Origin of the sequence: Clostridium swellfunianum, from assembly GCF_023656515.1 — a bacterium.
Lineage (GTDB): Bacteria > Bacillota > Clostridia > Clostridiales > Clostridiaceae > Clostridium_AT > Clostridium_AT swellfunianum.
In genome coordinates this window covers 771015-796339 of sequence record NZ_JAMOFV010000006.1, presented here as the reverse complement: position 1 = coordinate 796339, position 25325 = coordinate 771015, and the positions used below count along the sequence as shown (strand labels likewise).

Annotated in this window: 18 protein-coding genes; 13 read left to right on the top strand and 5 right to left on the bottom strand. The window is 36.3% G+C overall.

All coding sequences use genetic code 11. The features are described from left to right. Positions 1–22: 22 nt before the first annotated feature. A complete protein-coding gene (locus NBE98_RS03655; RefSeq protein WP_250812723.1) occupies positions 23–823 on the top strand; it encodes an ABC transporter permease subunit in 801 nt (266 codons plus the stop codon). 163 nt (positions 824–986) lie between these two features. Then, positions 987–1511, top strand: coding sequence for a hypothetical protein (locus NBE98_RS03650; protein ID WP_250812721.1), 525 nt, complete (start codon positions 987–989; stop codon positions 1509–1511). Between the two features lie 177 nt (positions 1512–1688). Here the strand turns inward: NBE98_RS03650 and NBE98_RS03645 are convergent, their stop codons facing one another. The 5 genes from NBE98_RS03645 to NBE98_RS03625 form a co-directional block, all read right to left on the bottom strand. After that, positions 1689–1979: a cyclic-di-AMP receptor gene (locus NBE98_RS03645; RefSeq protein ID WP_250812719.1), complete on the bottom strand. Its 291-nt coding sequence runs from the start codon at positions 1977–1979 to the stop codon at positions 1689–1691. 481 nt (positions 1980–2460) lie between these two features. After that, positions 2461–4896: a virulence-associated E family protein gene (locus NBE98_RS03640; RefSeq protein ID WP_250812718.1), complete on the bottom strand. Its 2436-nt coding sequence runs from the start codon at positions 4894–4896 to the stop codon at positions 2461–2463. 20 nt (positions 4897–4916) lie between these two features. Next, positions 4917–6854: a DNA polymerase gene (locus NBE98_RS03635; protein WP_250812716.1), complete on the bottom strand. Its 1938-nt coding sequence runs from the start codon at positions 6852–6854 to the stop codon at positions 4917–4919. Further along, positions 6848–7381 (bottom strand): DUF2815 family protein, encoded by a 534-nt coding sequence (locus NBE98_RS03630; protein WP_250812713.1) that lies wholly within the window; start codon positions 7379–7381, stop codon positions 6848–6850. The genes NBE98_RS03635 and NBE98_RS03630 overlap by 7 nt, the downstream gene beginning before the upstream one ends. Before the next feature lie 617 nt (positions 7382–7998). Next, positions 7999–9012, bottom strand: coding sequence for a LacI family DNA-binding transcriptional regulator (locus tag NBE98_RS03625; RefSeq protein ID WP_250812709.1), 1014 nt, complete (start codon positions 9010–9012; stop codon positions 7999–8001). 407 nt (positions 9013–9419) lie between these two features. Here NBE98_RS03625 and NBE98_RS03620 point away from each other — a divergent pair, with 407 nt between their 5' ends. The 11 genes from NBE98_RS03620 (at position 9420) to NBE98_RS03570 (ending at position 25271) form a co-directional block, all read left to right on the top strand. After that, on the top strand, positions 9420–10985 hold the full coding sequence (locus NBE98_RS03620; protein WP_250812707.1) for a type 2 periplasmic-binding domain-containing protein: 1566 nt from the start codon (positions 9420–9422) through the stop codon (positions 10983–10985). Between the two features lie 120 nt (positions 10986–11105). Continuing rightward, the gene (locus tag NBE98_RS03615; RefSeq protein ID WP_250812705.1) at positions 11106–12074 is read left to right on the top strand and encodes an ABC transporter permease; all 969 of its coding nucleotides are present in this window, start codon (positions 11106–11108) and stop codon (positions 12072–12074) included. Positions 12075–12087: 13 nt separating this feature from the next. Beyond that, a complete protein-coding gene (locus NBE98_RS03610) occupies positions 12088–12975 on the top strand; it encodes a carbohydrate ABC transporter permease (protein WP_250812702.1) in 888 nt (295 codons plus the stop codon). Positions 12976–13135: 160 nt separating this feature from the next. Further along, positions 13136–14122 carry a glycoside hydrolase family 130 protein gene (locus NBE98_RS03605; RefSeq protein ID WP_250812697.1) on the top strand — a complete coding sequence of 329 codons (987 nt, stop codon included), beginning with the start codon at positions 13136–13138 and terminating at the stop codon, positions 14120–14122. Between the two features lie 96 nt (positions 14123–14218). Beyond that, on the top strand, positions 14219–15220 hold the full coding sequence (locus NBE98_RS03600) for an asparaginase (protein ID WP_250812696.1): 1002 nt from the start codon (positions 14219–14221) through the stop codon (positions 15218–15220). A 39-nt stretch (positions 15221–15259) separates the two neighbouring features. Next, positions 15260–16339 carry a glycoside hydrolase family 18 protein gene (locus NBE98_RS03595; RefSeq protein WP_250812694.1) on the top strand — a complete coding sequence of 360 codons (1080 nt, stop codon included), beginning with the start codon at positions 15260–15262 and terminating at the stop codon, positions 16337–16339. 20 nt (positions 16340–16359) lie between these two features. Further along, complete coding sequence (locus tag NBE98_RS03590) at positions 16360–17649, top strand: alpha-L-fucosidase (RefSeq protein ID WP_250812693.1); 1290 nt, start codon at positions 16360–16362, stop codon at positions 17647–17649. A 15-nt stretch (positions 17650–17664) separates the two neighbouring features. Beyond that, a complete protein-coding gene (locus NBE98_RS03585; protein ID WP_250812690.1) occupies positions 17665–18681 on the top strand; it encodes a carbohydrate-binding family 9-like protein in 1017 nt (338 codons plus the stop codon). A gap of 14 nt (positions 18682–18695) precedes the next feature. After that, the gene (locus NBE98_RS03580) at positions 18696–21272 is read left to right on the top strand and encodes a transglutaminase domain-containing protein (protein WP_250817457.1); all 2577 of its coding nucleotides are present in this window, start codon (positions 18696–18698) and stop codon (positions 21270–21272) included. 80 nt (positions 21273–21352) lie between these two features. Next, on the top strand, positions 21353–23221 hold the full coding sequence (locus NBE98_RS03575) for a beta-N-acetylhexosaminidase (protein WP_250812688.1): 1869 nt from the start codon (positions 21353–21355) through the stop codon (positions 23219–23221). Positions 23222–23438: 217 nt separating this feature from the next. Then, entirely contained in the window at positions 23439–25271 is a 1833-nt protein-coding gene (locus NBE98_RS03570; RefSeq protein ID WP_250812687.1) for a family 20 glycosylhydrolase, read from the top strand. The last annotated feature ends 54 nt before the right edge of the window (positions 25272–25325 follow it).

Genomic DNA, 25325 nt, shown 5'->3' with positions numbered 1-25325 from the left:
TAAAAAACAAGGAGGTCTCAATATGAATATATTTGTCAGAGAGCTAAAAGCACATAGAAAATCCCTAATTATATGGTGCATTGGCGCATTTTATATGGTTGCAGCAAGTATGTGGAAATTCGGAGCTGAATATAGTTCAAATCAATCCCTGAATGAACTTATTTCTCAATTGCCTGAAGCAGTGCGAGTTATACTTGGGATACGGGGTTCCTTTGATCTATCAACTGCCGGTGGATATTATGGACTATTATATTATTACCTTGTGCTCATGGCAACAATTCATTCAGCTATGATTGGAGCCAGCATTATATCAAAGGAAGAACAGAATAAAACAACAGAATTCATAGTTGCAAAACCTGTTACAAGAAATGAAATCATCACTTCAAAGCTGTTAGCAGGTTTTACAAATATCTTTATATTTAATATGGTTACGACCCTCTCTTCATTAATCATGTTGGAATATTACAACAAAGGTCAATCAATTACTAAAGAAATTATTATGTTAATGATTGGAATGTTTATTTTACAGTTAATATTTTTACTTGTTGGAACAGCATCCGCAGCAATCAGTAAAAATCCAAAGATGTCTTCGGTCGCAGCACTTACCATACTGCTAATTACATTGATGCTTGCAAAGATAATTGATATGAACAGCAAACTTGATGGCCTGAAATATTTCACCCCAATTAAATACTTTGAGGCAGAGCAACTACTCCTGCAAGGAGGTTTTAAGCCGATTTTTTTAGTTCTGTGTGTTGTGATTATAGCAATATTATTTAGCTCACCCTATGTCTTTTACAAAAAAAGAGATTTGAATGTATAGTCATAATATAAAATAGAGCCACCAAGTCCTAATCTGTGAAATATGTCAACTTATCGAAAAGCTTCTTGATTTTAATTCCATATTTAGGTAATATTGAATTAATACTTAGGTATATTTATAATGAACTCACAATTATATGTTTTTATTGAGGAGGTATCTTACAATGAATATTATAGAAGAAGTTAAAGGTTTATACCAGATCATTGAACTTAAACCGTTTCGAAAAACAGAAGGTGTGATTTTTGATCTTTTCCCAATGGACAGTATTTCACATATTGATTCCATTGATCGTGTACTTCATAACCATAGTGCAGTTTCTCCTGGACCTGTTGGTTCTGTCTCATATCCGTGGTACATGCACCCTCATCAAGATGATAACCTTTTAGTTCTTCATGGAAAACGTGAAGTTGACATTTATAACAAAGTACATGGCAAAGTGGAACATTTTACTGTATATCCAGACAAAATTTTAAAAGGTGGTAAGCTAATATACACTGGTGGTGCTATGCTTGTCTGGCCTGCAGGGGTCTTTCATCGCATTGTCAGCGGTGAAGACGGTTCCGCATCTATAAATCTGGCTGTTCATCATGAAGGTTTTGATATACGAAGCAATTTTAACATCTATGATTTAAACACAGAGACCGGAGAATATCACTTGATTCGTGAAGGATACAAGGATCAAGTATAGTAATATACTTGAGGTATACCCAATTCAATATGAGCTAAATCCATAATTCTTTTTAATGCACAGTTAATTCTCTTACAAATGTATCAAGGACTTACTTTATGACAGTAAGTCCTTTTTTATTAAGTCTATACTAGTAATATAAATAAAATTTTTAAAAACTTACCTAATTATACTACCCTAATACTTTTCAAACCTCTCTACATCAACTACAAAGATAGTGGCTCTCCCTATTGTTAACTTGCTAGAACTATTGTTTTCTACTTGTTGTTTTCTTTGCGAATTGTTTGCTATTATTTGGATAGCTGTATGAAGTTCATGATTTTCCACACCGGAAAGAAGCGTTGTATTTCCTAATTTCAAAAAGCCTCCAGTGGTGCTCATTTTAGTTATTCTGAGATTGTTATCACTAAATTCATCTAATATTCTGTTTACATCCTCATCGTGAACAATTGCAATTATAAGCTTCAAGGCAATTCCTCCTTATACTTCATTAAGGCTTTTAGCCCATATATTCGTGTTAATTTATTACAATTAACAACTTATTTATGTTACAGAGTTGTTAAAATCTGACAACTTAATAATAACACAAAGCTGCCTATTTGTTAATATTTCATTATGTTAAATAACTGTTACAAGCCAATGAGCAGCAAAGGTATAAAAAACATATCTCCCAGCAATTAAATAGCAATCCTTAAAAATTGGACCCTAGGACCCTATTCTAAATTCATTAACTTATTATACTATTTATTAGGGTATTACTTACCTTTACTCCCTTAATTTATACTTTTAAGGTTATATATAAAAATAGGGTCCCATAGGTCCAATCCCATTTGAACCTTTGATTTTCCTTGATTTAGCATAGGACCATTGCTTGGACCCTAAAATTTTTTTATGGTCCTATGGTCCCATGGCTTATTGGACCCTTGAGGACCAATTTTTAATTAGGGTCCTATTCTAAGCCCCCATTGTCTGACCTTACAAAGGCTCTTTGCTTACCGTATAGCTTTCCAAAATGGAGCCTGCCTCTATTTTTTGTATAGGGCTCCCAGCCTTCTATTTTTCGTATAATATAATTTATTTCCCGGGCCCTATAGGAGTCTATATCCTTATAATCTCCGTATAAAAGCTCCACGTATATTTCTGAAGCGCATACCTTGGTTCTAGGCACAGTGCCTTCTTCTGCTTCTCCAAAGTCAGTGCCATGAATGTAGCGTCTTCTTGCTCCAATATCCATATCGCCCCAGTTTATAGGCAAACCCAGCTCTAAATACTCTCTTATAGCTCCCTCCATGTTACTCTGCTCAGTATGGAGTTCCTGCACCTCACTGGCAAGATATTCAAGTTCTTCATTTAAAAACAGCTCTTCCCCCTGTTTCCAAAGTTCAAAAGCCTCAGCCCAAATCTGATCTATCTCAGTCTGATTCATAGAAAGCCAAAGATTCTTTTTGCGTTTTGAAGCATTAACTATCACAGGCCAAAATCTTCTGTTTCCTGTTTTGTCCTTTAAAAAATTATAGTCATTGGTGGTGCCAAAAAACACGCACTGCCTTGGAAACTTGGTTACTCTTCTGCCATAGGCTTCCCTGTAGCTGTCGTCGCATTTTGAAAGGAACTGCTTAACTGCCTCAGCTTCAGCCTTTCTGGTGGCCGAAAGCTCAGCAAGCTCAATAAGCCAGGCATTTTGAAGCTGCTCATAGGCTTCCTTGCCCTGCACTGTGGTAAAGGAATCAGAAAACCAGGACTGCCCTAAAAGTCTTATAATATGGCTTTTTCCTATGCCCTGTTTTCCAACTAAAACAAGCATGTTATCAAACTTTATACCAGGCTTAAAAACCCTGGCTACTGCAGCTACTAAAGCCTTTCTTGTTACAGTTCTTACATACTTATTGTCCTCTGCTCCCAAATAATCCATTAAAAGCGTATCTAGCCTGGGAGTGCCGTCCCAGGTTAAGGAGTTTATATAATCCCTTATTGGGTGATACTTGTTTTTCTCCTCAATAATTAACACCCCATCTAAAATTTTATTTGGCGAGCTTATATCATAGACCTTTTCTAAGTACTGCCTTAAGGCTGCATCATCCCTGTCTGAAAATATATCTCCCTCGCTTTTATTCTCCAGCTTATGCCAAGGCACGTCTCCTCTTAGCATTGTTGAATGTGAAAATTCATTTAAAGCTATCTTTCCTTTTATATAGGGATCATTTTCAAGAATTAAAACTATATTGGTTATGGTTGGCTTGTAGTTTCCTCTGTTGTCTGTCTCAAGCTTTTTAAGCCAAGCCACCTCAAGAGCTACCTCCTCTTCTACTACTTGAAAATCCTGTCTAACTAGCTTAAGCCTTTCCTGCCCAAGAGTAATTTTTACTGCCTCCAGCTCCTGCACAAAGCGAAGCATCGCAGCATAGGAAGGCGGCTTTGCTGAAGAAGCCTTCTCCTCCATGCCTTCATCTAGGTGTCCAAATTTATGAATTCTCACTAAATCAAAGGCATTGCACAGCTTGCCTCCTGCAGGATCTGTTGAATGATGAGAGTAGGCAAATTTACCTTCCTCATAAATTATTAGTCCTCCCCAGGTTGAGCCTTTCATATAGGTATACCTGCTTTGCTCCAAGGTTTTCTCATAAACCTCAGGAAGAAATTTATCTATAGCTTCAGGTACATTATAGGTGCAGCAAAAGGCTCCCACAAAGCCCTTTTTATCTCTTGGATTGCCTTGCTTGTCTTTAAGTCTTTTAATTTTGCTCTTTAATCTTGAAGCTTCAGGCCAAAGACTTCTATTCCTCCAATCTTCATAGCTTGCAAGTATGTCCTCAGGCTTCAACCACTTATCATCCTTAAATTCAAACTCAAATAAGCCGTCCTTGCTGGTAGAGGGCCAGTACATTAGCCTTGAAGGCTCATAGGTAGTGTCATCAAAATAATCAATGCCAATATCCTTAGCAACCTTTCTTGCCACAGCCTCATATTCCTCAGGAGTAACAGCTCTTTCTAAGGGAATAACCAACCTAAGCCTTGGCTTATCCTTTACATGCTTGTGAGTTGAATAAATGCAGCAGGCATAATTAAAGCTGTCAGCTAGAAGTCTCCAAAACCCTTCCTGAGCAAAATCTGCATCCAAAGTAAGCAGTGTCCTATTTAAAACACTGCAGCTGTTTCTTTTTCTATCCTTTAAGGTGCCTCCAACAAAGCCCCCAACATCTTTAATAGCATCCTGCTCCTTTTTAGGAAGGCTTCTATACTGCTCAGCGGTTTCATGGGTATAGGTGGTTTCACTTAGCCTTTCTAAAAGCTCAGACCACTTAAGCTCCTTGTTTATCCACACAGCTTCTTTTCTGCTCTTGCCTTCTGCTATAGCTATAATTCCATCATAATTTATGTTTATCATGCTTATCCTCCTTTGCTTATTTATTTTCTATAGTACTTGCTTTCAAAGGCCTCTGCGGTTAAATGCAGCCCCTTGGCCCAAGCTATTGGCTCAGCCATAGTTTCCTGCACCTCTTCAAGGGAGCCAAAATTCTCCGGCACCTCTAAAACCACCTCGTCATGAATATGCATAACAATTTTATAGCCATTCTCATAAAGCCTAAGCATTGCCTCTGCCAGACAATCTCTAGCTATAGCCTGCACTATATTTTCTACAAGCTTTCCTCCATAGGTCTTTAAGGTTGTCCAGAGCTTATTTGTTTGATCTATGCCCTCATAGGTAATTATGTATTTATTAAAATCAAAATCTAATTTAAGCCTTGCATTTATGTAGGAAAGCTTTCTGCCCGAGGGAAGCTTAATAAAAAGAATTCCCCTCTCAAAGAAAAATTCAAGCTTGTGCTGAAGCTTAACTGCTCTTCTTTGTTCTACTGCAGTAACTGCAGCCATTTCCACCTGCTGCCAAAGCTTAACTATATTTTTATTTGCACCCCTCCAGGCTGTAACAAGCTCTATAAGCTCTCTTTCCTTCAAGCCCATTTTTAAAGCCCCCATATTTATAAGAGCCCCCTTGCTTCCCTGATAGCCCAGCGCCAGTTCAGCTATTTTTCCCTTCTGCCTTAAAGCACTGTCTTTTCCAATAGACTCTATAGGCACCTTAAACATTTTTGCAGCAGAAGCCTCATATATCTTTCCATGAGCTTTAAAAACTTCTATTCTCCACTGCTCACCTGCAAGCCAAGCTATTATTCTAGCTTCAATAGCACTAAAATCCGCAGCTATAAATCTTGCCCCCTCCTCAGGCACAAAAGCTGTTCTTACAAGCTGAGACAACACCTGTGAGGAGCTGCCGGTTAAGCCTTCAAGTGCTTCAGTATTACCCTTTATTAACAGGTTTCTTGCCAAATCCAGCTCATCCATTTTGTTCTGAGGCAGGTTTTGCACCTGAACCAGCCTTCCTGCCCATCTGCCAGTTCTGTTTGCACCATAAAACTGAAACAAGCCTCGTACTCTGCCATCACTGCACATAGCTCTTTTCATTGCTTCATACTTTTTAATTGAAGTTTTGGAAAGCTCCTGCCTTAAACTCAAAACCCTTTTAGCTCTAGCGCTATTTTCCTGCTCCAAAAGCTCCTCAACCGCTTCCTTATTTAAAGAATCTGCCTTTAGCCCCTCATTGTCATAAAGCCATTTCTTAAGCTGAGCTGCACTGTTTGGATTTTTTACACCAGTTAATTCTATTAGCTCCTTTTCAATGCTCTCAGCATTTAAGGCATTGCAGCTTAAGGCCTTTTCTAAAAGTTCCTTGTCCACTTTTACCCCATAATCATTTATATGCTGGTCTAAAACCCAAAGCCTTTGCTCCTTATCTGTTATTTCATAGCTTTCAAGCTGCTTTCTAAGGCTTCTTTCCACCTCTACATCCTGCCTGCAGTAGCCTTTAAACTTCTCCCAGCTTTCTCTATCCTCAGCTTGAAGGCTTAAGCTTTTTCTAGCTGTACCATAATACTTAATAAGCTTTTTTCCTTCCGAAAGCTTCTGCTCCTTAAGCTTTAAAACCTGAGCTGCTGCCTCCAAGCTTGCTGGCAGACCAAGGCTTAGTGCCATTACCTGAGTGCATCTCCACTGCTCAGGAGGCATATCCGTTTTTAAATACCAGCTAAGACAGGTGCGCTCAAAATTTGCATTAAAGGCTGTTTTAATTACCTTTGGATCTACAAGTGCCTTTTTAACTTTTTCAGGAAGCTCTTCTCCGCTTTTTAAATCAATAACCTTTACTTCCTCTTCCTCAAAGGCATAGCCAAAAAGCAAAATCTCAAAGTCTTCATTCTGCACATAGGAATAGACCCCGCATTTTGCAAGGTCCAATCCTGAACAGGTTTCTATATCTATTGCTAAAACTCTTCTACCTTCTACCATGGCTTATCACCATCCTCTGCTCCAAAATCTTCTTCAGCACTAAAGCTTGTACCAATCGGTTCGCCATCTTCAAGCTTTTGAACATTTATAAGGCCGCAGCCAACACCCTTGTTGTCATTCCAGTTGAAGGGATAAAAGTTTATGGATACCCTTCCATAGCAGCCAGAATAAACTTCCTCTTCCTCCTTAATTTCAACAAGTTTTTTGTTTACAACCTCAGGCTTTCTCCTAGAAACAGCATTAAGAAAGTAGTGTCCTCTATAATCCTCATAATTAGGTTTTTCCAAATCCCCATCTCTTAAGGGAGTTTTTAAGTTGCTTGGCATCTCATATCCCCATAGTGAAATATCTGCTCTCTTTGCAGCCTCCACCGCCAAATTTATTTTGCTTACAGTTTCAATATCAGTTTTAGGAATAAGTATGCATACACTGTACTTCTGTTCCTCTCCAGGCATCATAGCCTTTGGAGAAAATAAATTCACATAATCCATTCTTATCTTTTTTGTTACTACTTTTATCATTTTCATCTAAAGCACCTCTCTAATTTTTAATAGCTCCTCGTTTAATAAATATGCAGCTTTTAGAGAGATTTCAAATCTGATGAAAAATTTTTTTAAAATTAAGCTAAGCTTAATAAATAATGTTGAATTCACGCAGGTTATTTGTTCTCTAGGAAAACGTTCGCTGCACATATAAGACTAAGACTTCTTTTATATAACTCTGCTAAAATTTTTAAACTCGCTTCGCTCAAACAGTAAAAATTTCTTAACGCAGAATTATATAAAAAAAGTCAAGTCTTATTGATGTTCGCTCAATGTTTTCTACGAGAACAAATAACCTGCTTACTTCAACATATTTATTAAACCTAACCAAAAAATTAGGCTCTGTTTAAGAACAGTGTTGATATGGAATAGGAACTTCCTCGTAGAAATCATTGAGCGAAGCCTAGAAAGTCTTAGCTTTCCGGCTTTAAAGGTCCGTTAAGAGCCGGCTACTGTTTAAAGCGAAGCGAGTTTAGTCGGCTTAGGACTTTTAAACAAAGGAAAGCTTAGAATTTCTTGCATAGCGAACGGTTTCCTAGAGGAAGTTCCTATTCAAAAATCAACACTGTTCTTAAACGTAACCTTATTTTAAAGTTTTAAAGTTATTCAGTAAGAGATAGCTTTTTTACAGAAGCTCTTTCTATTAGTTCTACACTTAACATTACATCTTCTAAGGGCTTGTTTGGATTTTCTACTCTGCTAATAAGCTGTTCAACAGCCTTTTCACCAATGCTCTGCTTTGGAACATCTATAGTGGTTAAATTTGTATAAATTAACTCTGAAATGTTATCAAAACCAACGATGCTGACATCTTCTGGAACTGATATGTTCATTTCAGTTAAAGCTTTTATAAAAGTAAGAGCTGTATTATCATTTACACAAATCCAAGCAGTAGGAAAATCTTTATTTTTAATAGAAGAAGAAAGCTTGTTTTTCAAGTAGTCAGTTTGGATATATTCTGCTTCCAGCCATAAATATTCATCCTTAACAGGAAGCTTAAAGTCCTTCATGTATTTTAAATAGGCATCAAATCTTTCTGTAAAGCTGTAGGCAGATATGGAGTTGCTTATAAAGCCTATATTTCTATGCCCGTTAGTATAAATGTGCTTCATTAATTTATAAATTCCTAGTTTGTTTGAAATATTAATATAATCACAATCTACTTCTTCGCTAAAATGGTCTACTACTACAAAAGGAATCTTTGAGGATTTTATCTTTTTTAGTAAAGTGTCGCTTATTGTGCCTGCAATAATAAAACCATCAGCTGTATAAGGCATAATTGATAATATAGTTTCGGCTTTTTCTTCTTTGCTGCCATCAATGCTTACTACGCTTAATTTTATATTGTTTTTGCTGCAATACTTACTTATGCCTGAGAATACCTGAGACCAAAAGGTTACATCGGATAAAAAACTGCTGCGGCATAGCAAGGTTATGTTTTTAACTGATATTTCAGCAGCCTGCTGAACTTTTTTATAACCCATTTCTGTTGCAAGGTTAAATATCTTAGCTCTTAGCTCATCGCTTACTCCTGGGGCTCCTCTTAATGCTTTAGAAACAGTGTTTTGAGATACATTTAAAATAGAAGAAATACTTTCCAAGGTTACTTTACTCATCTTAATCACCACACCCTAATTATTCATGATAATATTATCCTATATAGATAAAACAAATATAACTCTATATTAGGTTATTTATTTTATTTATAACACAACTGTTTTAGAGTTAATAATAAGTTAATTTTAACCTAAACAACAAGAAAGGTCAAGAAAAATACAGAGTTCGACAGAACAATTTTGTACAGCAGGAATATAGATTTAAAATCGAGTTTTTACAAAGGTGAAATAGTTTACAAAATTTAAAAAAATATTAAAAATTCTATTGAAATTTACGTTAAATGAGGTTATAATTTAATCATAGAAACGAGTTAAAACTAACAAATATGAAGGTTAAAAAATATAAAAAATAACCTTAGGTTTAGCGAGTTTTGAGTTAAATTATATTAAAATAGGGGGAAAAAACTATGAAGAGTAAAAAGTTATTAAGTCTAGTGCTTGTAGCAGCAATTTCTACTTCGTTGTTAGCTGGCTGTAAAAAAGCAAATCCAACAACAACTGAAGAGGGAAAACCTAAAATTTCAATAACTTTGATGGCAGGTCCTAAGAAACCTGACACTTGGCTTCAAAAAGAAGTGGGAAACAAGTTAAATGCTGAACTTGACTTTATCATGCTTCCAGGCTGGGAAGAAAAAAATACTAAGACTAATCTTTTAATGCAGGATAATGACAAGAGACCTGATGTACTGTGGTATAACGGAATGGGAACGGAGTACAAACAGTGGAAGGAAGCAGGACTTCTTGTAGATTTGATGCCTCTTTTAAAGCAAACTAAAGATAAGAATATGCTTAAAAAGTTTACACCAGAAATGTTATTCCCGTATTATGAAAACGGCAAATTATATAGGATTCCTACTGATATAAATGGAAACGGTTCAACAATGAGTACTTTTGTAAGAAAAGACTGGTTGGATAAATTAGGCTTAAAAGTGCCAACAACTCTTGATGAGTTTATAAATGTTGCAAGAGCATTTACTAAGAATGACCCTGATGGAAATGGAAAGGCAGATACATACGGATTTGGAGGACAAAACTCAGGTTCAGTGGATTGGAGAGCTTTTGCACCAGTATTCTATGCTTATGGTTATGCTCCTGATTTCTTTGGTAAATATAAAGACGGTACAGTAAAGTTTGGCGCAACTGTTCCAGAAACTAAACAAGCTTTACAGACACTAAGAGATATGTATAAAGAAGGTTTAATTGAGCCTACTGTATTTACTGGAAGCGATATTGGACAAATAATATCTAAAAATAAGATTGGATTGTTCTACAGCTGGCAGGGCTTTTATAGTCCAGATGATGGAACAAACAAAGCTTTAAAGGCTAATGTTCCAAATGCTGAGCTTTTACCAATAGATCCAATCAAAGGACCTGAAGGCTTAAGCGGAGATTATCCAGAACCACCAGGATCATGGTGTTATATAAGTGTAACAAATCATCCTAAAAATCCTCAAACTGTAGTAAACGTTCTTGACAAGATGATGACAAAAGAAATTGGTATGCTTAACGAGTATGGTGAAGAAGGAAAGCACTATAAGATGGAAAATGGTCAGGCTAAGAGACTTATATCCGAGGAAGAGAAGAATAATCTTGGATTAGGCTCACTTGGTTGGATTTGGTTCGGACCAAAGCTTGTTCCAGATCTTCCACAAATGGCTAAGCTTGCAGAAGCTAGAGTTAAGTCAGCTGATGCTACTAGAGATAGAATTCACCACTTCAGCATGAGCGTTAGAGACAATATGCCTACTTACATGAAGCATGCAACTGAAATTGATGATATGGCTAACGAAATATTCATTGGTATTATCACTGGTCAAAAAGATATAAAGGAATATGACAAATTTATCGATGCATACTACAACAAATTTGAAGGAAAACAAATTGAAAAGGAAGCTACAGAGCTTTACAGCAAGGAAAAGGGAGCTTTCGAAGACTTTAAAAAGGTTTATGAAAAAGAGTTAAAAGTTAACTAGTACTAAGGAAGTATTTTTATTGGAGCCTTTGTTTCAATAAAAATACTTCTTCTATAGATAAGTGACGCATTCCTGGTTATTTGCAATATTATTTTTCAATATTAAGGATGTGAATTGATAATGGGTGAAATTAACGCAACTATAAATAGCGATCCAATAAAGAAAACTCCTAATTCTAAATCGTTAAAAAAGCTGTGGGCTAATATATGTAAGCATAAATACTTATATTTATTAATACTTCCGGGTGTAATACATCTAATAATCTTTAGATATATAACCATGTATGGTTCAGTTATTGCCTTTAAAGATTACAATATGTTTAAAGGTATTATGGACAGCCCTTGGGTTGGGCTTAAAAACTTTAGGGATTTGTTTAATACTCCTAAGTTCCCGCTTGTTATGAAAAATACAGTAATAATAAGTTTGCTTAAAATGTTTTTCGGATTTCCTGCGCCAATAATACTTGCTCTACTTTTAAATGAGCTTAAGAATCTAAAATTCAAAAAACTAACTCAAACAATAGTGTATTTGCCACACTTTGTATCTTGGGTTGTTTTCGCTGGTATAATAAGAACTTTTCTTAATCCAGTTGATGGTTTTGTAAATGAAATAATAAGATCCTTTGGAGGGGCTTCTTTTGACTTTCTTGGAAGCAAGGAAAGCTTTAGAAGTATACTTGTAATTACTGATATCTACAAAGGCATAGGTTGGGGAACCATCATATACATGGCGGCACTAGCTGGTGTTGATCAAGAGCTATATGAGGCTGCCAAAATTGATGGAGCTAATTTATTCCAAAGAATGCTGCATATAACTCTTCCGTGCATAAAACCGGTAATAATGACCTTGTTTATACTTGGACTTGGTGGAGTGCTCAATGCTGGTTTTGAACAGATATTCCTTTTATACAATGATATGGTAATGCCGGTGGCGGATATTATTGATACTTACGTATATAGAAAGGGTATTAAAGAAGCGGCTTACAGTTTAGGTGCAGCTGCAGGTATGTTTAAATCGTTAATAGCATTGGTATTGATTATAGCAACTAATAAAATCGCTAATAAAGTTGGCGAAGAAGGCGTATGGTAGGAGGTGAGTATATATGGCAATTAAAGAATCGCGTAGTGAAAGAACCTTTCATGTAGTAAATGTTGTTTTGATGGCAAGTTTAATAATACTTATGATTTATCCATTTTGGTATGTTATTATGTACTCCCTTAGTACACCACACTTAGCAATAAGCGGTGGTGCCTTCATGAAGCCTAAAGGATTTACAGTAGATGCTTATAAAATGGTTTTAAGAAACAAGTCTATATTATCTGGCCTTAAGACTTCCTTTATAGTAACAGCAGGTGGAGCTGGACTTGGAACATTAATAGCAGCAATGACTGCTTATCCACTATCTAAAAAGGATATGCCGGGAAGAAAAATCTTCACTTACCTATTCCTTTTTACAATGTTCTTCGGTGGAGGATTAGTTCCTGAATATATACTTTTAAAGAAGCTTCATATGCTGGATACTTATTGGGCATTGTTTTTGCCAGGCTGTGTAAGCGTATGGAATATACTTGTTATAAAAAACTTTTATAAAGGTATTCCAGAAAGCTTGGAGGAATCAGCTAAAATTGATGGAGCCTCTGATTTGGTAGTATTTTTTAGGATAATAATGCCGCTATCAAAACCTATCCTAGCCACTATATCCCTATTCTTGGCAGTAGGTTTTTGGAACGACTTCTTTACTTCAATAATGTATATCTTTGATAGGGATAAATGGTCACTTCAGGCGGTTTTAAGAGAAATTATAACAAATACTCAAGAAGCTATGACCAGACAAGGTATAACTGTTAGAAATGAAAACGCAGCGGATGTTTCTCAAAAAACCCTTACCATGGCAACTATTATGGTATCAACTATACCAATATTAGTAGTGTATCCATTTGTACAAAAGTACTTTGTAAAAGGTACTATGGTAGGTTCTGTAAAGGGTTAATAGTTAGGTATAAAATCCTATAGGGTTTTAAATTCAACTATTAACTTATACATGTCCTAAAAAGGCTTAAAGCTGCCTGTTTTATGACATGTATAAGTTAAGTTTCACAATTAAAACCTTATATAGCGAAATAAGTATTACTAAAAGGGGAAAGTACATTATGTCAAAATATAAAATAATAGGGCAATCAATTCCAAATATACCGTGGGAGGAGAAACCAGCTGGCTGCAAGGATGTAGTATGGCGTTATAGTCAAAATCCTATAATTCCAAGAGATCTTTTACCTACCTCAAACAGTATATTTAACAGTGCGGTAGTTCCTTTTGAAGGTGAATTTGCAGGAGTTTTCAGATGTGATGATAAGCGCAGAGAAATGCTTGTGCATAGTGGAAAAAGTAAAGACGGAATTAACTGGAACATAGATGAAAAACCAATTAAGTTTAAATGTGATAATGAAGAAATTGGAAACTTTGTATATGCTTACGATCCTCGTGTATGTTTTATAGAGGATAGATATTATGTTACATGGTGCAATGGCTACCATGGACCAACTATTGGAGTTGCATATACCTATGATTTTAAAGAGTTTCATCAGCTAGAAAATGCATTCCTTCCATATAACAGGAATGGTGTACTATTTCCTAGAAAGATTAATGGAAAATATGCAATGTTAAGCAGACCAAGCGACACAGGCCATACAGCTTTTGGTGATATATTCTACAGTGAAAGTCCAGACATGGAGTACTGGGGACACCATAGACATGTTATGGGCAAAAGAGGCAGCTGGCAAAGCACCAAGATAGGTGCAGGTCCAGTTCCAATAGAAACCTCCGAAGGCTGGCTGCTTATATATCATGGCGTGTTAACTTCCTGTAATGGTTATGTCTACAGTGCAGGAGCTGCACTATTGGATATTAATGAACCATGGAAGGTTCTATATAGAACTGAACCATATATAATATCCCCTCAAACCATATACGAATGTGTTGGTGATGTGCCAAACGTAGTATTCCCATGCGCTGCACTTGCAGATGCTGATACAGGAAAAATTGCAATCTACTATGGTGCTGCAGATACTGTAACAGGCTTGGCATATACTCATGTTGATGAGCTTATAGACTTTATTAAAAATAATTCTAAGCTATAAAAGTATATAATTTTTTCTAAAAAAATAAGACTGACAATCACTATTGTCAGTCTTATACTGCAATTAACACAGTTAATGCTATGGAGTTGATTAGAGATGGATAAAATACTTGTTGAAGAATATAGAGGCGACATACTTGAATGTGTTCATAGAGGGCATATTTGCGGTATATCAGATGATGGAATTAAATATTCAGTAGGAGATATGGAGTTTTTAACCTTTTTCAGATCTTCTGCTAAGCCTATTCAAGCTATTCCTATAGTTAAGGAAGGGCTTTATGAAAAATATGGCTTTACAGATAGAGAACTTGCAGTGATGACAGCTTCACACAGGGCAGAACCTTTTCATGTTGAAGCAATAGAAAGTATCATTGTTAAATTAGGTATAAATGAAGAAGCTTTAATATGCCTTCCAACCTATCCTTTAGGGGAGGCTGCAAAAGAAAATTTAATAAGAGAAAATAAAAGCAGAAGACGTATTTATCACAACTGTTCAGGAAAACATCTTGGAATTATAACTCTCTGCCTTGGGCTTGGAATTGATATTGGCAACTATTTTGAAATTGGTAGTGCAGCTCAAGAAGAAATACTTAATTATATTTCTTTAATGACGGAATATCCTAAGGAAAATATAAAAATAGGTGTAGATGGATGTGGAGTGCCAGTGTTTGCAGTTCCGCTGAAGCATCTAGCAAAGGCTTATTTAAAAATGGCTTGCCCAGACTTGATTGAGGACATAGAGGTAAGGAAAGCTGTTGAGAAGATTACAAGGGTTATGAATGAAAACTATGAGATGGTTGCCGGAACTGATAGGATATGTTCTATTTTGCTTATGGATAAAAATATAGTTGCAAAAGGCGGGGCAAAAGGAGTATATTGCTTTGCTCTTAGAGAGGAAAGGCTGGGATTTGCCATCAAGGTTATGGATGGTGCAGAAGAACAGTGGCCTTTTATAGTGATTTCCATACTTGAGCAGATTGGATATAAAAATAAGGAAACTATAAAAAGGCTAAAAGAAAGCTTTCCAGCAGATATAAAAAATGATAACAAAAGAGTAGTAGGAACTAATAAAACCATATTTAATATGTTTGAAAAATAAAGAATTTCTTGTAAAATTAAAACAGAATGGAGAACAGCTATGAGCAGCGAGACGGCGACGAATCTGAAAAATAAAGAATATAAGGTTATGGCTTATCTAACAGATAACACTGAATGGCAGGAGCATGACATTGAGGCAGATAAGCTTACCCATATCAACTACGCCTTTGCCCATATTAGAGAAGGTGTTGTTGTTGGAAATCTTCAAAAGATAAATATTTTAAACAGCATAAAGAAAAAAAATCCACACCTTAAAACTGTTATTTCTATTGGTGGCTGGAGTGCAGACGGATTTTCAGATGCAGCTTTAAATGATGAAAGCAGAAAAGTATTTGCAGACAGTGCAATTAAATTTATGCTAGAAAATAATTTTGATGGCATTGATCTTGACTGGGAGTACCCATGCTGGGATCAAGCGGGAATAAAAGCAAGACCAGAAGATAAGGTGAACTTTACTCTTATGCTAAAGAGCCTGCGTGAAAAACTTGATTTACTAGAGAGTAAAAGTGGTAACCACTACATATTAAGCATCGCAATTGGAGCGGCAGAAGAAATAATAAATGATGTGGAAATGAATGTTATACATAAGTATTTGGATTTTATTAATCTTATGACCTATGACATGAGAGGAAGTTTTACAAATATTACAGGTCATCATACAAATTTATTTTCTCCTACTTTTGATTCAAATGGAATAAGTGGAGATAAAGCTTCTCAAAAGCTTTTGAGCCTTGGAGTTCCAAAAGAAAAAGTAATCTTAGGTGCAGCTTTTTATTCTCGTATATGGAAGGGTGTAACTGGAGAAGGTACAGGCTTAAATCAGCTTGCAGAAAGTACAGGAGGGACAACTTGTAATTATAAGGATATGCTTGAAAGCTATTTAAAGGATGACAGCTTTAAAAGATATTGGGATGACAGCTCAAAGGCTCCATATCTTTTTGACGGCAGCACCTTTGTATCCTATGATGATGAAGAGTCTTTAACCTATAAGGCTAATTACATAAGGTATGAAGACTTGGGAGGAATAATGTTTTGGGAATATTCCCTAGACAACAGCGGCAAGCTTTTAAATCAAATTTATAAGGTATTAAATAAAAGCTCGAAGGAGAATATAGCTTAATTTTAAGGAGTGATGGAGTTATGATTCAAAAATGGTTTGAAGAAGCAAAGCTAGGTATATTCATACACTGGGGTATATATGCGGTAAAAGGTGTATCAGAATCCTGGTCCTTTTATCACAACCGTATATCCTACGAGGATTATATGAAGCAATGCGAAGGTTTTACAGCACAAAATTACGATCCTAAAAAATGGGCGGAATTATTTAAAAAGATTGGTGCAAGATATTCTGTTATTACTACAAAGCACCATGATGGAGTAGCCCTTTGGGATACAAAGCTAAGCGATTTGAATGTTATAAATAAAACCCCTGCTAAGAGAGATTTAATAGAGCCTTGGGTAGATGCAATGAGAGAGCAGGGAATAAAAGTTGGCTTATATTTCTCTCACTTAGATTGGTCTCATCCAGATTATGCTTCAATATACAGGGAAGATGAAAGAGAAAATTTAGATAAGCTTGCTAGAAATAAATATACTCACCCAAGCGGAGCAGAAAACCCTGAGGCTTGGGAAAGATTTTTGAAATTCCACAGAGGTCAGCTAAAAGAGCTTATGACAAACTTTGCACCTGTTGATTTATTATGGTTTGACGGAGACTGGGAAAAAAGTTCTGAGCAGTGGAAAATGCCGGAGCTAAGAGAATTTTTACATAGCTTAAACCCAAATGTAGTTTTAAACTCAAGAATGTGGGGACTAGGAGACTATAAGACTCCAGAGCAGGGAATACCAATTGTCAGACCTAAAGGACCATGGGAATTCTGCGTAACCGTAAATGATTCTTGGGGCTATCAACATAGGGATAAAAACTATAAATCAGTTAGGCAGCTTATTAGAATGTTTGCAGAGTGCATAGGCATGGGAGGCAATATGCTTCTAGACATAGGACCTATGGAGGATGGAACTATTGACCAAGAGCAAGAAAGCAGGTTATTAGGTCTTGGAGAATGGATTAATGCGCATGAGGAAGCTATTTTTGGAACTGAAGCAGGACTTCCAGCAGGTCATTTTTATGGACCATCTACTGTTTCAAAGGATAGAAAAACTTTATATCTTTTCTGCTTTGATAGACCTTACGATGACATTGCAGTTAAGGGTTTAAGAAATAAAATAAAAAGAATATCAACTGTTGGAAGCAATATAGAACTTAAGCATGAAAGCATGGGGGGAGCACCATGGCTTAATATTCCAGGAATCCTTTGGATAAACGTACCTGAAGAGGCAATAGATAAAAACAGCACTGTTATAAAAATTGAGCTTGAAGAAGAACTGGATTTGTATCGCGGCGAAGGACATAATATTGAATTGAATTAGAGAGGCAGTGATTTTATGGGATATAGCGGGGTGCCAGAACCAATTATAAATTTTTCTCCAAAGCACTATATATGCTTAAAAGCAACTGAGAAACCAAACATAGATGGCAGGCTTGATAAAACCTTTTGGGAAAAGGCTTCATGGAGTGAGGAATTTGTTGATATTGAGGGAGCTTTAAAACCAAAGCCAGGTAAAAAAACTAGATTTAAAATGCTGTGGGATGAGGAAAACCTATACTTTGGTGCTGAATTAGAAGAGGACAAGATATGGGCTACACTAACTGAAAGAGATTGTGTAATTTTCCAAGATAACGACTTTGAAATATTTATTGACCCGGATGGTGATACCCATAACTATTACGAGTTTGAAATGAATGCATTAAATACAATCTGGGATCTTCTTCTTACTAAGCCCTATAGAGATAACGGAAAGCCTGTTAACAGCTTTGATATAAGAGGAATAAAAACTGCAGTACATATAAAGGGTGAGTTAAATAACCCGGCAGCAGAAAACATAAGCTGGAGTGTTGAAGTTTCAATGCCTTGGACTGTACTGAGGGAATGTGCAGAAGAAACGAGAGCACCAAAGCCTTTAGAATACTGGAGAATAAATTTTTCAAGAGTTCAGTGGAGAACAGAGCTTAAGGATGGAAAATATGTTAAGTGCATTAATCCTGAAACTGGAAGACCCTACCCTGAAGACAATTGGGTGTGGTCGCCAACAGGTCTTATAAACATGCATTATCCAGAGCTTTGGGGCTTCGTAGTGTTTGCAGAGGAACCAACTGAGTTTAGAATGAATCCTGACGAGAATATAAAGTGGGAGCTAAGAAAGCTATACTACCGTCAAAGAAATTATTATGCTGAGCATGGAAGCTACTGCACAAGCTTTGAGAAGTTAAAGGGAGAAGACAATTTCAGTATAATACCTCATATTGAAACAACAAGCAGTTTGTTTCAAATATCTGCAAAGTCCTTTGATGGAAAAAGCAGAATATGCATTAAGGAAGACGGCTATACCTGGAAGGAGTGATTAAGTTGGCTAATATGTTTGACCTAGATGATAAATATGTTGAAAATATTGAACAAAAATTTAACCTTAAGAGAAGCATAGCTAAGGAAAGAGAAAAAGAGCTTTTTTCTATTTTCAACGAAGACCTTACAGAGGAAGAAAAATTTGCTTTAAAGTTTTTATTTGCCTATATGCCATTAAATGATATGGCAGACAATAATGGAGAATTTTTTCTAAACCATGTTAGAAAAATCCTGAGCATAAGAGATAAAATGCCATGGGGAAAAAAGATACCAGGAAATTCTTTTATACATTTTGTTCTTCCCTATAGAATTAACAATGAAAATATAGAAAACTTTGTAGATGTAATATTTGATGAGCTCTATACAAGAATTAAGGATTTATCCATGTATGATGCAATTGCAGAAATCAATCATTGGTGTCATGAAAAAGCTACATATATAGGCAGTGATATTAGAACAATTTCTCCCTTAACCCTTATGAGAACAGCTATTGGAAGATGTGGAGAGCAGTCTACCCTATTAGTTGCTGCATTAAGAAGCTTATGTATACCTGCTAGGCAATGCTATACACCACGCTGGGCACACTGTGATTCAAATCATGCCTGGGTAGAGGCTTGGGCAGAGGATAATTGGTATTTCCTTGGAGCTTGCGAACCAGAACCAAAGCTTAATATGGGATGGTTTAGCGGACCAGCAAGGCGTGCAATGCTAGTTAATACTCGTGTTGCAGGAAATTATCCAGGACCTGAGGAAATTACCTTGGCTCATGAATGGTTTACAGAAATAAATTTATTAGATAATTATGCTCCAAATAAAACAATAACCGTAAAAGTAGTAGACGAAGAAGAAAAGCCTGTACAAGGAGCTACAGTTAATTTTGAGCTTTATAATACTGGACAATTCTATCCTATTTTAAAGCTTACTACTGACTCTAAGGGCGAGGCTTCAGTGACAACAGGCTATGGAGATATAATGCTTCATGCTTATAAGGGAAATAATTGGGGCTTTAACAAGATAAGCGTTAAAGACGGTGAAAGCTTTGAGGTGCTTCTATCTAACAAGCTTCCAGAGGACGGTGTTTTGGAATTTAAAATGGTACCTCCTCCAGAAAGGCACGAAGCAGAAACACAAGCTACTGAGGAAGAAAGAAAAAATAATGATTTAAGACTAAAAGAAGAAGATAGAATAAGAACTGCCTTTGAAAACACCTTTGTTTCTGAAGCTGAAGCAAAGGAGCTTGCAGCAGAGTTAAAGCTTTCAGAGGATAGAGTATGGAAGGTTTTAAAGAATGCCAAAGGAAATAGTCACGAGATTGCAGAATTTTTAAAGGAAGAAACAAAAAAGTTTGGAGAATGGCCTTTAAAGCTTCTTGAAAGTCTTAAAGAAAAAGATCCAACAGATACCTTTAGACCAGTGCTTAAGGATCACCTTATACATTCCCTGCCTTTAAAAGATGATTATTCAGAGGAAATATTTATCCCTTATATAATGTGTCCTCGTGTTAACTATGAGATGTTAGGTGCATATAAGGAATTTTTCCAAGGAAACTTTACAGCTAAAGAAATAAAAAGCTTTAAGTCAAATCCTTCTTTGCTTGTAAAATGGGTAAAAACTAATATAGAAGTTTTAAATGACTGCAATTACTATATTGGTTATGCGGCACCAAAGGGAAGCTTTGAACTAAAAAAAGCTGACACTCCATCAAGGCACATATTGTTTGTTGCTATGGCAAGAAGCTTTGGAATTCCTTCAAGACTAGAGCCATCAGACAAGAGACCGCAGTATCTTGAAAATGGACAGTGGAAGGATGCAGATTTTGAAAGGGTAGTGGATGAAACTGGACATAGACCAGCAGGAACTATAAAATTAAAGCTTGATTCAGCTGAAGCTCAAAAGCCTGAGTATTATGGGAACTTTTCTATTGCAAGATTTGAAGACGGAGTATTTAAAACTTTGGACTACTATGAAAAAGAGTTTAGCCTCTTTGAAAAGGGCATAGAAGTGATAGAAGGAAAGTATAGGCTTACTTCTGCAGTAAGGCTTACAGATGGTACTGTGCTAGTAAGATTTACCTTCTTTACTGTAAAAGAAAACGAAAACAGTACTATAGAGCTAACATACCTTGAAGAAAACAACGAAATAAATATCTATGGACAACTTCCGGAAAACTATGAGCTTATAGCAATGGATGGAAGAAAAGAAGATATAAATGAAAACCTTAAGGAAAAAGGTGCTGTAGTAGCCTTTATTGATCCTGACAGAGAGCCTACAAAGCATATTTTAAGAGAGCTCAAGGAGCTAGCTAATGAGTTTAACAGCTGGGGTGGAAAGATATATCTTATTATAGCAGAGGATAAATTAACTTCCTCCTTCAACCCTAACAGCTATAAAGAGCTGCCTTTAAATACTAGCTTTGCTGTGGACAAAGCTTATGCTAAGCTTGATAGCTTCACAAAGGCACTTAATAGCGATATTCCAAGAAAATATCCATTAGTGTTTGCTTTAGACAATAGTGGAGCTATAACTTATAAGTCTGCTGGCTATAAGCTAGGCATTGCCAGCGATTTAATAAAAACCTTAAAAGCTTAAATAATAAGAGTTGTCTCATAAAAAGAGGCAACTCTGCATTTATAAATCTCCAATATATATTATTTTATGGGAGGATAATTATGTTTATATTACCAACACCAAAAGAAATGAAAACAAAAGATGGGGTTTTCTACCTTGAAAGCGATACAGAAATTATTCTGCATAGTTCTTGTAGTTTTGAAAATCTTGAAATAGCAAAATTGCTGCAAAGGGAAATAGAAGAAGCTGTTGGCTTTAAGGCAAAAATAAACAAAGCCTTTAAAAGCCAGAAGGGGTCAATTTTTTTAAAGAAAACAGAGAAAGACGAAGAAGAAAGCTATTCAATTGATATAACAGAAGAGGGTATTACAATTAATGGTCAAGGCGATGCAGGAATTTTATACGGCATACAGACATTGCGTCAAATAATAAGACAGCAGGGCTGTGAGTTAAGCTGCCTGACTATAGAGGATTCACCATACTTTAAGTATAGAGGATACTATCATGATGTAACAAGAGGAAAGGTGCCAACACTGGAAACACTTAAAGAGCTTGCAGATAGATTAGCGTTTTATAAGATAAATCAGCTTCAATTATATATAGAGCATACTTTTGCTTTTAAAAATCTTAGCGAGGCTTGGACAGGAAAAGATCCGCTTACTGCAGAGGAAATACTTGAGTTAGATGCCTACTGCAAAAAAATAAACATAGAGCTTGTGCCATCAATAGCTACCTTTGGACACTTGTATGAAGTGTTATCCACTAAATCCTATGAGCATTTATGCGAGCTTGAAGACAGCTATGGCAAAGCTTACAGCTGGCATAAGAGACAAGCGCATCATACTCTAGATGTTTCAAATGAAGGCAGTATAAAGCTTGTAGAAGAAATGCTAAGTGAATTTGTTCCTTTGTTCAGCTCAGACAAATTCAATATATGCTGCGACGAGACCTTTGATTTAGGCAGGGGTAAAACTCAAAAGCTTGGTGAAGAGGTTGGAACAGGAAGATTATATATAGATTTTCTTAAAAAAGTAATAAAAGCTGTTAAGGGATATGATAAGACTGTTATGTTCTGGAGCGATATAATTCTTAAGTATCCTGAATACTTAAAGGAAATACCTGAGGATGCAATTTACCTTAACTGGGCCTATCATGCTGGAGTTGTGGAGAATGATACAAAAGCAATAGCTGAGGCTGGAGGAAAACAATATGTATGTCCAGGTGTAGGCGGCTGGAACATGCTTATGAATGCTCTAGATAATGCTTTTGAAAATATAAGAAAAATGGTAAGCTTCGGAAGAAAATATAACGCACTTGGAGTGTTAAACACTGACTGGGGCGATTATGGGCATGTAAACCTGCTTTCAAACTCCATGCCTGGAATGATATATGGTGCTGCATTATCCTGGAATCCAGATGAAAGCAAAACTATCAGTGAAATAGATGAAGCTATTTCTGTACTGGAGTTTGGCAGAAGCAATAAAAATATTGTAGCTCTTATGAGAGAGCTTTCAAGAGTTGATATGGGAAAGTGGGCACATGTAGTATGGTGGAGAGAATATAAGCTTGATGAGAGTGGACAATTGGAAAGACAAATGAAAACTCTTGCAGATATAAAAGATGAAACAAGCATAAAGGCCTATCATAAAGCCCTGCAGCTTGAGAAAGAAATAAGAAAGGCTGCTGAATTTGCAGCTCCAAACAGACGATTGGATATAGAAGAAATACTTGTTTCAGCAAAAGCTATAGCGCTAATGCATGGCTGCTTCCTTGCAATGAAAAAGTATGAGCTAGGCTGCAGCGATACACAGCTTTTAATGGATAATAGTGTTTTAGCTGCAAAATTAGAACACTGGTTTGTAGAATACAGCAAGGTTTGGAGAAAGAGAAACAAGGAAAGTGAATTGTTTAGAATTAAAGAAGAAATACAGTTCATATGCAGCCAGCTAAGAAGCCATCAAGAAAACTAATACTGTAGAAAATAATATAGGGGCTGTCTCAAAATAGGGTTAGCATAAAATTACCGCTGAAATATATAAAATATGCTTAGTGAGCTGACCGCTGTGCAAGAAGGTCTAAGCTTTGCTAAATGCTCATACAGCATATCTCATATATTTCAGCTGCTTTTGTGCTAAACCGCATTTTGAGACAGCCGCTTTATTTTAGTTAAGAGTGGGGTGGACAAGATTGAATTATAAGATTATACCTGAGATTAAAAGTGTAGCTATTAGAGAAGGCAGTGTAAGTTTAAAGGATTTCTACGCTGAAAAGGAATTAGTCGAGCTGGTACCTGCTGCTACGCAAATATTAGATGAAGCAGGTGTTGGAGATGGACAAAAACCTGTAGTCGGCAGTATAAAAACCATGCCTGAAGAGGCTTATGGTATATCAATAGACTGCGATAAAATAGAAATAAAAGCTTCTAATGCCAAGGGTATATTTTATGGGGTCATAACCCTTGCTGAGCTCTCAAAGCTTAATGATGGAATGCTTGGCTGCTGTGATATATACGACGAACCCAGCATGTCTATAAGGGCAGCTTCCGATGATATATCAAGAGGTCAAATTTCAACCCTTGAAAACTTTAAAGCTATAGTAAGAAAAATGGCACAGTATAAATATAATGTTTATATGCCTTATATAGAGGATGTATTTGCTTTTTCCTGTGAGCCTGAATCTGGCAAGTATTCTGATGCTGTAAAGCCTGAGGAATGGAAGGAAATAGTCAGCTATGCAGATAAATATTTTATTTCTGTAAGGCCTATCGTAAATATGCTTGGACATTGGAACAAAAACAGCAAACTAGAGGCTTTTAATAATGTGATGCTTAAGATTCCCGGAAAGCCTAACGACGGTATTACATCTGTTCTTGATCCTGTTAACCCAAAGGTTAGATTAATGCTTTCAAAAATGCTTGATGAAGTTGTAGAAACCTTTGGAAAGGGACCAATACATGTAGGAGGGGATGAACCCTGCGAGCTTACAGAGGCCTATGGAAAAGCTGAAGGTGGAAGGTTATTTGTAGAACACTATAGATGGCTTTCTGAGGAACTTAAAAAACGCGGCTGCACAATGCTTATGTATGCAGATATGTTTGCACCTCCTTGGGGTGATTATTCTGTATGCATAGAAAAAGCTTTAGAGCTTCCGGAAGGCACTACCTTTGTTTTTTGGGATTATGGTGTTCGTGACAGCTATCCCTATGTTGAAAAGCTAAATGACCTGAAGCTTAATATACTTGTTTCTCCAGGAACTTGGAGCTGGAATACTCTATCTCCGCAGCTTAAGGTTTGCTGGCAGAATACTAAAGGCCTTTTAAAGTCAGCTGACGGAAAATCTAAGGGAATAGTTATGTCAAGCTGGAACGATGGAGGAGATGGGCTAAGAGAAGCTAACTGGCCAGCTATTGCTATAGGAGCTTTATTTGGCTGGAGCAATAATTCAAACATGACCTTTGAAGAATTTATGCTTTCATTTTATAAATCATTTTTTGGATTGCCTGAGGTTAAGCTTGATAAACTTCTTCCTAAGTATCAGTTTGATGAAGGCATGAACACTGACAGCTATTGCGAGCTAAAAAAGGAATTTTGGAAGGATGCAAGAAAGCCCCCAGCAACAAAGCTTAAGCAGCTTGCACCAGAATTGCTTGAAAAACTAACTGAAACAAAGCAGTATATTGACAGCCTGAAGCCTGTCTGCAATCTTGATGCTTTTGAAGCACTTAGCTTTTGCTTAGAGCGTCAAATATACGTTTTAAAAAAGCTTATAGTTTTAAAAGCTGAAGCCTATAAAAGCAGAGAAGAGGCCTTAAGTCAAATAGATAGTCTAAAAAAGCTTTCCTGCTGCACCAAAGAGCTTAGAGAAAAACACAAAGAGTTTTGGCACAAGAGCAATAGAAAATCTGAATGGGGCTATGTAGAGGATATGTACATGGATTTGGAAGAATCCTATAATTCTTTAATAAGATACTGCAGGCATTCAAAGAGACTTTTAGAAAATAAATATTTGCTTGAGGAATAACAAAAGGCATACTAAAAAAAGAGCGTAAACAGACTTGTGCAAGACATGTATGTT

Coding starts and splice junctions, on each gene's coding strand:
- NBE98_RS03655 (WP_250812723.1), top strand. CDS start 23: ATGAATATATTTGTCAGAGAGCTAAAAGCACATAGAAAATCCCTAATT.
- NBE98_RS03650 (WP_250812721.1), top strand. CDS start 987: ATGAATATTATAGAAGAAGTTAAAGGTTTATACCAGATCATTGAACTT.
- NBE98_RS03640 (WP_250812718.1), bottom strand. CDS start 4,896: ATGATAAACATAAATTATGATGGAATTATAGCTATAGCAGAAGGCAAG.
- NBE98_RS03635 (WP_250812716.1), bottom strand. CDS start 6,854: ATGGTAGAAGGTAGAAGAGTTTTAGCAATAGATATAGAAACCTGTTCA.
- NBE98_RS03630 (WP_250812713.1), bottom strand. CDS start 7,381: ATGAAAATGATAAAAGTAGTAACAAAAAAGATAAGAATGGATTATGTG.
- NBE98_RS03625 (WP_250812709.1), bottom strand. CDS start 9,012: ATGAGTAAAGTAACCTTGGAAAGTATTTCTTCTATTTTAAATGTATCT.
- NBE98_RS03620 (WP_250812707.1), top strand. CDS start 9,420: ATGAAGAGTAAAAAGTTATTAAGTCTAGTGCTTGTAGCAGCAATTTCT.
- NBE98_RS03615 (WP_250812705.1), top strand. CDS start 11,106: ATGGGTGAAATTAACGCAACTATAAATAGCGATCCAATAAAGAAAACT.
- NBE98_RS03610 (WP_250812702.1), top strand. CDS start 12,088: ATGGCAATTAAAGAATCGCGTAGTGAAAGAACCTTTCATGTAGTAAAT.
- NBE98_RS03605 (WP_250812697.1), top strand. CDS start 13,136: ATGTCAAAATATAAAATAATAGGGCAATCAATTCCAAATATACCGTGG.
- NBE98_RS03600 (WP_250812696.1), top strand. CDS start 14,219: ATGGATAAAATACTTGTTGAAGAATATAGAGGCGACATACTTGAATGT.
- NBE98_RS03595 (WP_250812694.1), top strand. CDS start 15,260: ATGAGCAGCGAGACGGCGACGAATCTGAAAAATAAAGAATATAAGGTT.
- NBE98_RS03590 (WP_250812693.1), top strand. CDS start 16,360: ATGATTCAAAAATGGTTTGAAGAAGCAAAGCTAGGTATATTCATACAC.
- NBE98_RS03585 (WP_250812690.1), top strand. CDS start 17,665: ATGGGATATAGCGGGGTGCCAGAACCAATTATAAATTTTTCTCCAAAG.
- NBE98_RS03580 (WP_250817457.1), top strand. CDS start 18,696: ATGTTTGACCTAGATGATAAATATGTTGAAAATATTGAACAAAAATTT.
- NBE98_RS03575 (WP_250812688.1), top strand. CDS start 21,353: ATGTTTATATTACCAACACCAAAAGAAATGAAAACAAAAGATGGGGTT.